The organism is Aeromonas sp. QDB68, from assembly GCF_027707405.1.
In the GTDB taxonomy this organism is placed as follows: Bacteria; Pseudomonadota; Gammaproteobacteria; order Enterobacterales; family Aeromonadaceae; genus Aeromonas; species Aeromonas caviae.
Genome location: NZ_JAPCIQ010000006.1, coordinates 22314 through 35373 on the forward strand (window position 1 = coordinate 22314; position 13060 = coordinate 35373).

General features: G+C 60.6%; 13 protein-coding genes. 2 read left to right on the plus strand and 11 right to left on the minus strand.

Annotated features, from left to right (window positions below; genetic code table 11):
• Nucleotides 1–4: 4 nt before the first annotated feature.
• Nucleotides 5–754 (minus strand): 23S rRNA (guanosine(2251)-2'-O)-methyltransferase RlmB, encoded by a 750-nt coding sequence (gene rlmB / locus PG892_RS03515; RefSeq protein ID WP_041214488.1) that lies wholly within the window; start codon nt 752–754, stop codon nt 5–7.
• A complete protein-coding gene (gene rnr, locus PG892_RS03520; RefSeq protein ID WP_049636454.1) occupies nt 751–3144 on the minus strand; it encodes a ribonuclease R in 2394 nt (797 codons plus the stop codon). The genes rlmB and rnr overlap by 4 nt, the downstream gene beginning before the upstream one ends.
• 133 nt (nt 3145–3277) lie before the next feature.
• Here rnr and PG892_RS03525 point away from each other — a divergent pair, with 133 nt between their 5' ends.
• Entirely contained in the window at nt 3278–4300 is a 1023-nt protein-coding gene (locus tag PG892_RS03525; protein WP_041214487.1) for a GGDEF domain-containing protein, read from the plus strand.
• A gap of 280 nt (nt 4301–4580) precedes the next feature.
• On the opposite strand, the gene luxS is transcribed toward PG892_RS03525, so the two are convergent.
• The 8 genes from luxS to PG892_RS03565 form a co-directional block, all read right to left on the minus strand.
• Nucleotides 4581–5090 carry an S-ribosylhomocysteine lyase gene (gene luxS, locus PG892_RS03530; RefSeq protein ID WP_010673112.1) on the minus strand — a complete coding sequence of 170 codons (510 nt, stop codon included), beginning with the start codon at nt 5088–5090 and terminating at the stop codon, nt 4581–4583.
• Between the two features lie 18 nt (nt 5091–5108).
• Nucleotides 5109–5711, minus strand: coding sequence for a transglycosylase SLT domain-containing protein (locus PG892_RS03535; protein ID WP_041214486.1), 603 nt, complete (start codon nt 5709–5711; stop codon nt 5109–5111).
• 46 nt (nt 5712–5757) lie between these two features.
• Nucleotides 5758–6096, minus strand: coding sequence for a nitrogen regulatory protein P-II (gene glnB, locus PG892_RS03540; RefSeq protein WP_005308848.1), 339 nt, complete (start codon nt 6094–6096; stop codon nt 5758–5760).
• Nucleotides 6097–6105: 9 nt separating this feature from the next.
• A complete protein-coding gene (locus PG892_RS03545) occupies nt 6106–7728 on the minus strand; it encodes an NAD+ synthase (protein WP_268027393.1) in 1623 nt (540 codons plus the stop codon).
• A gap of 73 nt (nt 7729–7801) precedes the next feature.
• The gene (locus PG892_RS03550; RefSeq protein ID WP_017782211.1) at nt 7802–9910 is read right to left on the minus strand and encodes a type IV pilus modification PilV family protein; all 2109 of its coding nucleotides are present in this window, start codon (nt 9908–9910) and stop codon (nt 7802–7804) included.
• Between the two features lie 8 nt (nt 9911–9918).
• Nucleotides 9919–11025, minus strand: a complete 1107-nt coding sequence (locus PG892_RS03555; RefSeq protein WP_005308842.1) for a hypothetical protein — start codon at nt 11023–11025, stop codon at nt 9919–9921.
• 4 nt (nt 11026–11029) lie between these two features.
• Nucleotides 11030–11617 (minus strand): PilW family protein, encoded by a 588-nt coding sequence (locus PG892_RS03560; RefSeq protein WP_017780260.1) that lies wholly within the window; start codon nt 11615–11617, stop codon nt 11030–11032.
• A 20-nt stretch (nt 11618–11637) separates the two neighbouring features.
• The gene (locus PG892_RS03565; RefSeq protein ID WP_270825120.1) at nt 11638–12171 is read right to left on the minus strand and encodes a GspH/FimT family pseudopilin; all 534 of its coding nucleotides are present in this window, start codon (nt 12169–12171) and stop codon (nt 11638–11640) included.
• Between the two features lie 92 nt (nt 12172–12263).
• Between PG892_RS03565 and PG892_RS03570 the strand changes: the two genes are divergently transcribed.
• On the plus strand, nt 12264–12650 hold the full coding sequence (locus PG892_RS03570) for a type IV pilin protein (protein ID WP_005308836.1): 387 nt from the start codon (nt 12264–12266) through the stop codon (nt 12648–12650).
• Nucleotides 12651–12654: 4 nt separating this feature from the next.
• On the opposite strand, the gene tppA is transcribed toward PG892_RS03570, so the two are convergent.
• Nucleotides 12655–13056, minus strand: a complete 402-nt coding sequence (gene tppA, locus PG892_RS03575; protein WP_017763999.1) for a type IVa pilus pseudopilin TppA — start codon at nt 13054–13056, stop codon at nt 12655–12657.
• Nucleotides 13057–13060: the final 4 nt, after the last annotated feature.

A 13060-nucleotide genomic window follows, 5' to 3' on the forward strand; every position in this document is an offset into this window, starting at 1 on the left:
CTTGTCAGACGCGGCGCTGGCGCACGGCTTCGAACAGGCAGACACCGCTCGCCACCGAGACGTTGAGGCTGGATACTGCCCCCGCCATCGGGATGCTCACCAGCTCGTCGCAATGTTCGCGGGTCAGGCGGCGCATCCCCTTGCCTTCGGCCCCCATCACCAGCGCCATGGGGCCGGTGAGTTTGGCCTGATAGAGATCGTGATCCGCCTCGCCGGCGGTACCCACGATCCAGACGCCGCGCTCCTGCAGCTCGCGCAGGCTGCGGGCCAGGTTGGTGACCTGGATGAGCGGCACCACTTCGGCGGCGCCACAGGCGACCTTGCGCACCACGGACGTGAGGCCTGTGGCCTTGTCCCGCGGCACGATCACCGCATGTACCCCGGCCGCATCGGCACTGCGCAGACAGGCGCCGAGATTGTGCGGGTCGGTCACCCCGTCCAGTACCAGCAGGAAGGGCGCTGTCTCTTGCGCCGCCAGACCGTCCAGCAGGCTGGCCAGGTCGTGCTCGGCCAGCTTGGGCGCTTCAATCACCTTGGCCATGATGCCCTGGTGATTGTTGCCTTCCGCCTTGTCATCCAGCGTCTTGCGGTTCACGCTCTGCACCCTGATACCGAGGGACTCCAGCTCGGCCAGCAGGGGATGCAGCCGCTCGTCATCGCGGCCCTTGAGAGCCCACACCTCGATGAAGCGCTCGGGGGTGCGCTCCAGCAGCGCGGAGACGGCGTGAATGCCGTAGATCAGTTCAGTACTCATTTAGTGCTCTTGGCCTTGTCGCGAGCCTTTTTGCTCGGTCGTCTGTTGCTGGGCTTGGCACGGCCACCCTTGTCGGATTTGCCGCTCTCCTTGCCCTCTTTGCGTTTCTCGTGGCGCTGGGCGCTCTTGGCCTTCTCTTTCTTGATCTCGGCCTGCTTGCGCGCCATCTCCTTGGCGTTCTTGCCGGTGGCCTTGAGGGGCTCTTCCACCATCACGAAGTCGATCTTGCGATCGTCCAGGTTCACGCCCATCACCTTGACCCGCACCTTGTCACCCAGACGATAGCGACGGCGGAAGTTCTCGCCGATCAGCTGCTGGTGCAGCGGGTCGAACTGGTAGTAGTCGTTGGTGAGGGTGCTGACGTGCACCAGACCGTCGATGTGGATCTCCGCCAGACGCACGAAGAAGCCAAAACCGGTGACGCTGGCGATGACGCCGTCAAACTCGTCACCCACGTGATCCAGCATGTACTCGCACTTGAGCCAGTCTGCCACGTCGCGGGTGGCATCATCGGCACGGCGCTCCGTCATGGAGCAGTGCTCGCCCATGGGGTCCACTTCTTCCAGCTGGTAGTGGTAGCCACCGCTCGGCGTCCACTTGTGACGCAGGTTGGCCTGCTGCTCCTTGGCGGTCTGGTACTTGATCGCCCGGTGCAGGATGAGATCCGGGTAGCGACGGATCGGCGAGGTGAAGTGAGCGTAGGACTTCAGGGCCAAGCCGAAGTGACCGATGTTGTCGGCCTGATAGATGGCCTGACGCATGGAGCGCAGCAGCATGGTGGAGAGCAATTCCGCATCCGGGCGCCCTTCGAATTTGGCGGCCAGGTCGGCAAAGTCCTTCGGCTCGGGCTCCAGGCCCCCCTTGAGCTCCAGACCCAGTTCGGCCAGGAAGTCACGGAAGCCGGTCAGACGCTCCTCGCCCGGGCGGTCGTGCACCCGGAACAGGGCGGCGGCCTCGTTCTTCTCGATGTAGCGGGCGGCAGCCACGTTCGCCTGGATCATGCACTCTTCGATGATCTTGTGGGCGTCATTGCGCACCAGCGGTACGATACGGTCGATCTTGCGCTGGGCGTTGAAGATGAAGCGGGTCTCCTCGCTCTCGAACTCCACCGCACCGCGTTGATGACGGGCATGCTTGAGCGCCTTGTAGAGGTTGCTCAGCTCCTCGATGTGGCCCACCAGCGGATCATACTGCTGACGCAGCTTGGGATCCCCGTCCAGGATCGCCGCTACCTTGGTGTAGGTCAGGCGAGCGTGGGAGTTCATTACCGCTTCGTAGAACTTGTAGCCGGACATGCGGCCGGCGGCGGAGATGGTCATCTCGCACACCATGCAGAGCCGGTCGACCTGCGGGTTCAGGGAACACAGACCGTTGGAGAGCACCTCCGGCAGCATGGGCACCACGAACTCGGGGAAATAGACCGAGTTTCCGCGCTGATAGGCTTCGGTGTCGAGGGCCGTGCCCGGTTTCACATAGGCAGAAACGTCGGCAATAGCGACCCACAGGCGCCAGCCGCCACCGCGCTTGGCTTCACAAAAGACAGCGTCATCGAAGTCGCGGGCGTCTTCCCCGTCGATGGTCACCAGCGGCAGGGCGCGCAGGTCGATGCGACCCTCTTTGGCCTTCTCCGGCACCTGCTCACCGAGACCGGCGACCTCTTTGGTCACCTCTTCCGGCCAAGTGTGCGGAATGCCGTGGGTACGCAGGGCGATCTCGATCTCCATACCGGGCGCCATGTTCTCACCCAGGACTTCCAAGACGGTACCGACCGCATTGAAGCGAGCAGTGGCGCGCTGGTTGATGCGCACGACTACGACCTGGCTCTGGCGAGCCCCCTTGTTCTCCCCTTCCGGGATGATGATGTCCTGGCCGATGCGGCTGTCATCGGGTACCACGAAACCGACGCCGTTCTCGACGAAGTAACGACCGACGATGTCCGCCTCGCGGGATTTGAGCAGGCGCACCAGACGCGCTTCCTGACGACCCTTGCGATCGATCTCGGTCGGCTGCACCAGGGCATAGTCGCCATGCATCAGGCGCTGCATCTCGCGGTTGTTCAGGAAGAGATCCGCTCCACCACCCTCGGGGCGCAGAAAACCGAATCCATCTTTGTGGCCAAGCACATAGCCTTTGACCAGATTCAGGCGATCCGGCAGGGCGTAACATTGGTTGCGGGTGAACACGAGCTGCCCGTCGCGCTCCATGGCGCGCAGACGACGTCGCAAGGCTTCCAACGGCTCTTCATCGGTCAGCTTGAGGACCTTGGCCAGCTCTTCCCGGGACATGGGTTTCTCATGGCCCTTGATGAGCTCCAGCAGCATCTCGCGACTGGCGATGGGGTTTTCGTATTTTTCGGCCTCGCGTTGGAGGAAAGGATCTTTTTGAGACATAAGCAGGCCTTAGGGTAGGTAATAACGCAGACATTATATCGGAGGGGGGAGCTAATGGCATCCATCGACTGCCTTTTGGCCATTCTCTCTGTCATACTGGACACAGTTTGCAGGTATGTGAGACTCGGAACTCATGAGCAAGGACTCGTTCGCCCAATCTGCCGCCTATTTGAAACAGGCGGTTCCCCTGATGATCAAGTATCAAATTCCCACCACGCCGAACAACTATCACCTTTGGTACAGCTACGTCTCCGGCGACATGCCCGAACTCAACCATGCCGTCGATCAGGCGATAAAACAGCAGGGAACCTTCTCCCTGACCACCTGTGAGCGTCTCTACCACCAGCACCTTGCGGCCCAGGACGAGCAGCAGATGGAGGCGATGAAACTCAACCTCGCGGCCATGGCCAGCGAGCTGAGTCACTCGATGCAGGATGCCATCTCCGATACCGGGCTGTTTCAGGAGATGCTCGACAAGAGTTTCGACAAGCTGAGCAAGATAGACGACGAGGGGCTCAGCCTGGAAGACACCATGGGGATCCTGCGGGATCTCGTGCGCGAGTCGCGCGACGTACGCATGTCCACCCTCCACTTTCGCAACCAGCTCAGCAGCGCCGAGAAAGAGATCAAGGAGCTGAAACAGGCCCTGAACGAGACGAGGAAGCTGGCCACCGAGGACCCGCTCACGTCTCTGCTCAATCGACGCGCCTTCGATCTCGAGATGGACAGCCTCATCCGCAGCAAGCAGCCCTTCTCCCTGATCCTGACCGATATCGATCGCTTCAAGAACTTCAACGACGAATACGGACATCTGCTGGGGGACCAGGTGCTGCGCATCGTCGGCAAGCGGCTGCGAGAGGCCAGCAAGGAGGGCATAACCGCCTATCGCCTGGGGGGTGAGGAGTTTGCCCTCTTGGTGCCAAACCGCGCCCTGGCGCTGACCCGCCAGATGGCCGAGAGCCTGCGTCGCGTCATCGAGCGGATGTCGATTCTGGATCGCAAATCCGGGCGACGCATCGATCACATCACCGCCTCGTTCGGCGTGGGGGAATACATCCCTCAGGAGACGGCAGACACCCTGATCGAGCGTACCGACAAGCTGCTCTACAAGGCCAAGGAGCTGGGACGCAATCGGGTGATGCCACTGCCCTCCTGATCCCACCAAATGCAAAAAGGCCGGTCATTGACCGCAATGCTGTTCACTTAAGAGAATTTGAGTTCCAGTCTACGTAGTATCAGGACAAAAAATCGAGGGAGGCATGATGCCTCCCTCTTTCTATTGCAAGCCCCGCTGGATAAAGGCTGGAGGAAGATCGACTGGACACAGCCTTGCCCCCTCAACTCAAATCCAATTTATGAATAATCAGTCAAAAAAGTGCTTATCTGAACAGCATTGCGGTCATTGACCGGCCTTTTTCATGCTTCCCTTCTCGGGATCAGAGGCTTTTCAGCTTCTCTTCCGGCAGGGCCAGCTCGTCATTGTGGTTGACACCGATACCGCGCTCCAGCACATGGCGGGCGATGGCATGGGCCTCTTCCAGCGAATGCATGCTGTAAGTACCGCACTGGTATTCGTTCAGCTCGGGGATCTTGCCCTGATCCTGCACGGTCAGCACGTCGCTCATGGCGGCCTGCCAGGCAGCGCCAACACGGGCTTCATCCGGCGCACCGATCAGGCTCATGTAGAAGCCGGTGCGGCAACCCATGGGAGAGATGTCGATGATCTCCACCCCGTTGCCGTTCAGGTGGTCACGCATGAAGCCGGCAAACAGGTGCTCGAGGGTGTGGATGCCGCGCTCGGAGAGGATCTCCTCGTTCGGCACGCAGAAACGCAGGTCGAACACGGTGATGGTGTCCTTGTTCGGGGTCTGCATGGTCTTCGCCACCCGCACTGCCGGGGCGGCCATGCGGGTATGGTCGACGGTAAAACTGTCCAATAACGGCATTTCTGACTCCTGATTTGGTTACCAGAACCAGCCCCCGCTGGAGAGCTGATCCTTGCATTGTCGATACTGGGCACCGTAGCGCTGGGCACGGGCCTCCACCTTGCGGGAGACCTTCATCAGCCATCCCTTGCTGCGGTAGCTGCCACGCCGATAGCCACCCCACCCTTCGTGATAATTGAGATACTGGCCATAGGCATCCCACTTGGAGGTGCCGTTGAGCCGCTGTGCCTTGTGAGTGTACCAGCCCATGAAATCGATGGCGTCGGCAAAGTCGTCGCGATCGCTCCAGCCGTTGCCGGTTTCCCGCTGATAGTCGGCCCAGGTTTCGTCTTTCACCTGGGCATAGCCGTAGGCTGAACTGGCCCGCCCGGTGGGGATGAAGAGGAAATACTGCATCGGCGGCTGGGCATCGTGCACGAAGGAGGACTCCTGGTACATCATGGCCATCACTACCTGGACAGGTGTCCCCCACTTCTCGTTCATCTTGAGCGCCGCCTCGTGCCACTCGGGTTTCTCCCGAAAGATCTGGCACAGGTTTTCCGGCTGGGCCGGCGGCCGGGTACTGCACGCGGTGAGCGCCATCAGGCACGCCGCCACGACCCCGATACGGTACAACGACATCAGAACGACAGACTCTTGCTGTTCATCACAGGGCACATCCACCACATCAGATGGCGTCTTCGTTCTCTTCGCCGGTACGGATGCGGATGACCCGCTCCACCTCGCAGACGAAGATCTTGCCGTCACCAATCTTGCCGGTGCGGGCGGTGTTCTGGATCGCTTCCAGGCAGGCATCGAGATCCTCGTCCTGCACCACCAGCTCCACCTTCACCTTGGGCAGGAAGTCGACCATGTACTCGGCGCCGCGATAGAGCTCGGTGTGGCCCTTCTGGCGGCCGAAGCCCTTGACCTCGGATACCGTCATGCCGTTGATGCCGATCTCGGCCAGGGCCTCGCGCACATCGTCCAGCTTGAACGGTTTGATGATGGCTTCAATCTTCTTCATGGTGACTCCTTACCAGTTCTGTTTGCCAAACCCGGACGTGATGGGGTAACGGCGATCCTTACCAAAGTTGCGGGCCGTGATGCGGGGCCCGACCGCAGCCTGACGGCGCTTGTATTCGTTGAGATCCACGAGACGGATCACCTTGCGCACCACCGCCTCCTCGAAGCCTTCCGCCACCATGTCGGCCACGGAGGCATCTTCTTCCACATAGCGCTTGAGGATGGCATCCAGGATGTCATAGGGGGGCAGGCTGTCCTGATCCACCTGGTCCGGTGCCAATTCTGCCGAAGGAGGACGGTCGATGACCCGCTGCGGGATCACATAATCGACGGAATTGCGGTATTCGCACAGCTTGAAGACCAGCGTCTTGGGAACGTCCTTGAGCACGTCGAAACCGCCGGCCATGTCGCCGTACAGGGTGGCATAGCCCACCGCCATCTCGCTCTTGTTGCCGGTGGTCAGCACGATGCGACGACGCTTGTTGGAGAGCGCCATCAACAACACACCACGGCAGCGAGCCTGCAGGTTCTCTTCGGTGGTGTCGCGGGCGGTCCCTTCAAACAGCGGCGCCAGCTGGGCCATAAAGCCTTCGAACATTGGCTCGATGGAAATGATGTTGAACTCCACCCCCATCCGTTCGGCCTGCTCCTTGGCATCTTCCACGCTCATCTGGGCGGTGTAGCGGAATGGCATCATCACCGCCTGCACCTTGTCGGCGCCGATGGCATCGGCCGCGATGGCCAAGGTCAGCGCCGAGTCGATGCCGCCGGAGAGGCCCAGCACGGCGCCGTGGAAGCCGTTCTTGGTGACGTAGTCGCGCACCGCCAGTACCAGTGCCTGATAGGTCTCGGCCAAGGGTTCCAGTGGTGCGGCGGGTTCCCGCTCCTTCACCGGCTGACCATCGGCAAAGTGCACCAGCGCCAGCTCTTCGGCAAAGGGGGCCAGCTTGTGGGTCAGCTCGCCCTGGCTGTTGAACACCTTGGAGCAGCCGTCGAAGATCAGCTCGTCCTGACCGCATACCTGGTTGAGGTAGATGAGCGGCAAACCGGTCTGATCGCAGCGCTCGGCCATCAGCTCACGGCGGATCCAGGGTTTTTCCTGATCGTAGGGCGAGGCATTGATGGTGAGCAGCAGCTCGGCTCCAGCGGCCTTGGCGGCCAGCGCCGGCCCCGGCTGCCAGAGATCTTCGCAGATGAGCAAGCCCAGCTGATGACCACGGAAGGGGACCACGCAGGTCTCGGTTGCCGCGGTGAAGTAGCGCTTCTCGTCGAAGACCCCGTAGTTGGGCAGATCCTGCTTGAAGTAGCGTGCGACCAGCTGCCCCTGTTCATAGAGGGAGGCGGCGTTATAGAGAGCCTCCCCTTCACGCCAGGGGTGACCCACCAGAATGGCGCAAGCCCCCTGCCATGCCGCGATGCGGGTCAGCGCGGCCTCCACCCGGATCATCAGATCGGCGCGCAGCAGCAGATCTTCCGGCGGGTAGCCGGTCAGGGCCAGTTCGGAGCAAACCAGCAGATCGGCGCCTTGCCGATCGGCTTCGGCGGCTGCCGCCAGCACCTTGTCACAGTTATCTTCGATGGCGCCTACCGTCAGATTCAACTGGGCAAGCATCAGAGAGAGGGCTTTTGCCATGGCGATGCATCTTGAATTCGAAAATGATGGGGAATGATAAAGAAAAGGCGCTGGCTGTGCCAGCGCCCAAGACTCAGGGGGTACAAGTCAGGCTGCTCGCGTTGGTCACGCCGTTGTCCACCAGCAGGCCACAGGGCCCGGTGATCACCTGACCGCTGGCGGGCGGTGTCATGGCAATGCTCAACGACGCCGGTTTCAGCAGATAGGTGGTGTTGCCCTGGGCACTGTAAGAGAAACTCACCACCAGACTGCTGTTTTGCGCCGCCGTGCAGACATAGGTGGCTGGCTGGTTGTTGGCCTGGGGCTTGTCGATACGGCAGGTGGCCCCCGTGGTGGTGGTGGTCACGCTCAACCCGTTGAAGGTGTTCTTGTTGCACGCCGTGGGGGATGGGTCCTTGTTGCTGACCTTCTCCAGACACTCGATCCGCCCCGACACGGTCAGGGTCGGTACGGTTTGAGCGCTGGTATCGATCGCCACCGGCATGCTGGCGCTCTTGGCTTCACTCTGATCCACGGGAGAGATGAGCGAGGCGGTGATCCCCGAGTTGCCTTGATAGGCGGTCACCTTGATCGACGCGCTCTGCAACACGTTGGAGGCATCCTTGGTGCTCTTCTTGGCAGACAGGTAGCCGCGACTGTAGCTGCCGAAGTAGTAGTTGTTGAGATCGACCACCGTCTTGACCGTCTCGTTGGTCACCCCTACATAGTCGGAGACACTGCCGGTCAGCTGGCCACTCAAGGGTACCAGACTCCACTCGGCCAGCATGGTCAGGTTGATATCCTGGAATGGCACCCTGGCCAGCAGATCCTGCGAGGTCAGGTCGAGTGCGGCCAGATAGGTGGGCGAGAGCACATCCACATAGATGCCACGCGCGATCAGCTGGGCCGTGCCAGTGCTCATGGTGACCTTGGTCGTGGTGTCTCCCCCCGCCGCCGCGTTGGCAGGCAACCAGTCGGCAAACTCGGTGATGGTCGGTGGCGTGGCGGTGGGGTTCGCGGTCCAGTTGAGGGTGTTCTTCTGCCAGGTGATGTAGGTGGTGACCACGTACTTGATGTAATTCTGGTAGCTGGTCTGATTGGCCGTCTTGGCGAGGAAGTCGGCGCTGGTCACTATGACTTTGATCAGGTTCCACTCGGGCAGAGGGCGATAATAGCCATCGAGCCGGACGAAGCGGCAGGCATCCACATAGTCGCCACTGTTGACCGAGGTGAGCGAGCTGTTATAGCGCTGCCTGTTGGTGTGCAGCGGGGAGTAGAACTGATCAAAGCTGCTGCCGCTGCCATCGAAGTGGTTCTTGCAGCAACTGGTGCAGAGAGTGGGTTGATCCTTGACGCTGCTGTTGAGGATGCCGGTCTGCTTGGTGACCTGGGAGCCCACGCTCCAGTAGAGAAGATTGCTGTCGGTCAGGATCGCCTGGCCCGGCAGGTAGGCATTGACGCTCGAGCCGTAACTGCAAGAGCAGGAGACCGAGGCCAGATCCTGCAGCACCTGCTGGGTGTTGCCGCCGTTGTCGGGCTTGTAGGTGACCGTCTCGAACTGCACCAGCTTGCCGACGGTGCCATCCTTGGAGGTCACCGTCGGCAGCGGTTTGCTGGTCTCCTGCTTGCGCCCTTCCTGATCGATTTGGATGGAGATGACGTCCGGCGCCACCCCCGGGGTATAGACCACCTGGGGTGGCTCGCGACTGGTATCGAGCCCGCCATTCAACTGGTTCTGGGCCAGTGACTCTGCCGGCGACACTGCACCGGCCAATAACAACGAGACTGGATTCCCGTCATTGTCGCTCCAGCTGACGGTTACGTTGACGACCTTGCGACCCGGGTAGGACTGCAGGTATCCCGCCGGGGCCGTCGTCTGCCAGGCCGTACCATTCCAGTACTGGTTGTTGACGGTCCAGCTCAGGGTATAGGTCCCGCCGCCGTCGGCGGGGGTGACCGTACTGGTGCCCGCCGCAATGCTGTTATAGGCCGTGAGCGGAGAGACGGCACTCACTACGCCGTTGAAGGTACGAAAATCATCGAGTTTCGACTCGGCCAGCCGCATCGCCACCTCATAGCGCCGACCGTCCTGGGAGGCCCCGAGGATCCCGCGCGACATGGCCACCAACCCGGCCACCCCCACCCCGAGCAGAACCAGGGTGATCAAGATCTCCAACAGCCCGAATCCCTTGTGCGGTTTCATGTTCGCTCCTACCAGTCCCGCCAGCTACCGGGCACTAGGTTAATGATCTGAAATGCGGCTCCATTCTCGATATTGCTCAGCACCGCTTGGTCGTACTTGGCGTCGAAGGTCCCGTTGGCGGTCTTGCCCAGTTGGTAGTTGGCAACCACAGCGCCATTGACGATGGCGCCCCCCTTCAGGCTGATATCGTTGGTAGTCGTGGCGGGTGTGGAGGAGTAGGCGAACACCAGCCCATAGAGGGTGGCGTTGCCGTTGACCATCAGATCCCCGTTGCGCACGATAAGTACCACAGGTGCGGCAACCGAACCGATCGAACCGCCCGGCTTGCAGTCCCCATCGACGATGATGAGTCCACGGGAGGCGGTCGACAACGAATCGCAATTGGTCAGCATCTGCACTGCCCGCGACTCCAGATTGGCCCATCCTGTTGCATCGTCATTCTCGTTGAACAGATACCAGACCAGATCGCTTGGGAAGGCGGTATCGTTGTCCTTGATGTCCGACTGCTTGTCCCCCTTCTGGCTGATGTAGGCACTGCACCCTCCGCTGTAATCCCCCTGATGGCAGGTCTGACCGGAGCCATTGGTCAGATCCACATTACCGTTGGTCCAGATGGAGAGCGGCACGCCAGGCCCGCCCCCGTTGGGATTGGCCACCACGGTAAAGTTGCCGGAAACGGCCATGCCACCGGCAACCGTCAGAGGGGCAGCCGGGGTGCCAGCCAATACGCTGACCTTGATGGTCTTTATCTCCACATCGGCATTGGCAGTACTGTCAACTAGGGTAGCCTGGGCTCGCACCCTGACCGGTGTCACGCTCGCCCCGCCCACGGTCACGGCTGTGTCGTCCAGCGCAAACAGGGTATAGGTACCGGCCGACACAGTGACCGACACGCCACTGCTGGCGCTACGCCAACTTGCGTCCTGCGCCAAGCGGCCGACCCCGTCGGATAAACCCAGTTCGGCCAGGGCCAGTGCCTGTCGATACTGCACTTCGTTGAGGCTGACACGGCGGTCAGACACCATCAGCTTGCCCACCAGCAGCGAGATGCTCAGTAACATCACAGTAAGCAGCAAGGTAACGGTGAAGGTGGTAAAACCAAGATGACGTTGCATGACATCAATACCCGTCGTTGCGCAGCTTGATATCACGCTGCAGGGTGAGTTTGAGCGCGGTGTTGGCCTTGAACTGGCCCGATATGTTCAACCGCACCGTCCGTGCACCTGACGAGACGCTGCCACTCAACAGCGAGAAGGTGAGATCCGTAATTTCGATGGTATTGTCGGTACTCAGCAGGCTGCCGGTGCTGCAACTGGTGCCAAGCTGCACCCCTTTGTCGGCACTGTCGTAGCTGTAGATATAAGTTTCATCAGCCCCAAGCACGCCGTTGTTATCATCATCGTATTTCAGCCGGATGCAGCGATAAATCTTGGAGCCTGTGACCGTCTCATTCATCAGATCGCTGCTGGTATCGAAATAGAAAGGGGATCTGGCTCCCGATGCGGCGCCGAGAAAGGCTGTCGCCCCCTGATCATAACCGGTGCGCTGCACGTCACGGGCAATCATGTCGGTGACGCTCTGCAGCTCCTGATTGAGGCGGCTCACCTGCATGGAGGTTTGATTGACCCTGAGGATGGTGGCGAACAAGGATGTCACCGCGGCGACCAGCAGCAGGCCTGCGACCATGGCAACCATCAGCTCCACCACGTTGAATCCCCTTGGTGCTCTCAACATGCAGGCACCCCACTGACATTGCTGACACCGCAGGTACGCACACGCCCGACATTGTTGGTCTTGACCTGCATGGAGTAGGCACCGGATGAGATGGCAATATTCCCCGCCGTCAAGGAGGACCTTCTGGGAGAGATACTCAGGGGCCTGATGTTGCTTGACGATTCACTGTAGCTGGCAACCAGGCTGATACCGGGATATTCACTGGCATCGCCCCCCTTACGCCCCTCAATGCTGGAACAGTGATCGCTGCAACTGTTGCAGCTGCCATCGATAAAAATGCGGTAACACCAATTGCTGGTGCCGCTGTTGAAGATGATGAATTGCAGGGTGCGATTACGCTTGATGGCCTCGGACTTCAGCAACATCACATCCGTATACACCGCCTGGGTGGCGGCCTTGACCATCTGCTCCTGGCGCAGTGATTGATAACTGGGAATCGCAACGGTCAGCAGCAGAGCGACCAGAGACAGGGCAACCATCAGCTCTATCAGGGTAAAACCGGCGGATCTGCCCTTTCTGCCTTCCATCGTTCAAGACTCCTTTCTTTTGCACATGCCAGTAGAGCACACCGTCAGTACTATCCTATAGTATCAACCTGTTTCACGAAGCATGCCGCCCCATGAAAGCCAAACAGTCCGGAATCACGCTGCTGGAACTGCTCGTTGCAGTCGCCATCGTCGCCATCATTGCATCCATCGCCTACCCCAGTTTCAGCGACGGTTTGCGCAAATCCCGTCGAGCCGAGGCATTCAAGGGCTTGCTCAGCATGCAGCTGAAACAGGAAGAGTTCAGAGTCTCCAACACCAGCTACGGCACGACCCCGTCCCAGGTGGGCAACCCCACCAGCAGCTACTACGACTTCACCATCTCCGGGGCTACCGCAACCACCTACACCCTGATCGCCACCAGCAAGGGAGCGCAGGTGGGTGACAAGAGCGGCAGCACCGCCTGCGATACCCTCACCCTCAACAAGGCTGACATCAAGACCCCGGCCGCCTGCTGGTAACGTATTACCAGCACTCGGCGGCCGTCATGCTGGCCATCGACACCCCCTGCTGTCCCCCCTGATCCAGAGTCAGCAAGCCGCAGGGATCGCCGTTCATCACTCCGGTCGGGATCGCCGTCAGGGTATAGCGGGCACCGCTGGCATTGAGCGCCAGATTGTAATAGGCAGCCCCGCCATCCCTAGGCAAGGTGGCCAGTCCGGCTGAGGCCAGATTGCCGCCATCATAGTTGCCATCGGCGGTAAACTGCCGCTCCATGTATTGCGCCGCCTCGAGCAGCGCCGCCTTGGCCTCGGCCCGCTTGGCCGACGCCATGTAGCTGTTGTAGCTGGGGTAGGCAATCAGGGTCAGAATCGCCATCACGGCTACCGCAATCATCAGCTCCAGCAGGGAAAATCCACGCTCCATCTCC

Coding starts and splice junctions, on each gene's coding strand:
- rlmB (WP_041214488.1), bottom strand. CDS start 754: ATGAGTACTGAACTGATCTACGGCATTCACGCCGTCTCCGCGCTGCTG.
- rnr (WP_049636454.1), bottom strand. CDS start 3,144: ATGTCTCAAAAAGATCCTTTCCTCCAACGCGAGGCCGAAAAATACGAA.
- PG892_RS03525 (WP_041214487.1), top strand. CDS start 3,278: ATGAGCAAGGACTCGTTCGCCCAATCTGCCGCCTATTTGAAACAGGCG.
- luxS (WP_010673112.1), bottom strand. CDS start 5,090: ATGCCGTTATTGGACAGTTTTACCGTCGACCATACCCGCATGGCCGCC.
- PG892_RS03535 (WP_041214486.1), bottom strand. CDS start 5,711: ATGTCGTTGTACCGTATCGGGGTCGTGGCGGCGTGCCTGATGGCGCTC.
- glnB (WP_005308848.1), bottom strand. CDS start 6,096: ATGAAGAAGATTGAAGCCATCATCAAACCGTTCAAGCTGGACGATGTG.
- PG892_RS03545 (WP_268027393.1), bottom strand. CDS start 7,728: ATGGCAAAAGCCCTCTCTCTGATGCTTGCCCAGTTGAATCTGACGGTA.
- PG892_RS03550 (WP_017782211.1), bottom strand. CDS start 9,910: ATGAAACCGCACAAGGGATTCGGGCTGTTGGAGATCTTGATCACCCTG.
- PG892_RS03555 (WP_005308842.1), bottom strand. CDS start 11,025: ATGCAACGTCATCTTGGTTTTACCACCTTCACCGTTACCTTGCTGCTT.
- PG892_RS03565 (WP_270825120.1), bottom strand. CDS start 12,171: ATGGAAGGCAGAAAGGGCAGATCCGCCGGTTTTACCCTGATAGAGCTG.
- PG892_RS03570 (WP_005308836.1), top strand. CDS start 12,264: ATGAAAGCCAAACAGTCCGGAATCACGCTGCTGGAACTGCTCGTTGCA.
- tppA (WP_017763999.1), bottom strand. CDS start 13,056: ATGGAGCGTGGATTTTCCCTGCTGGAGCTGATGATTGCGGTAGCCGTG.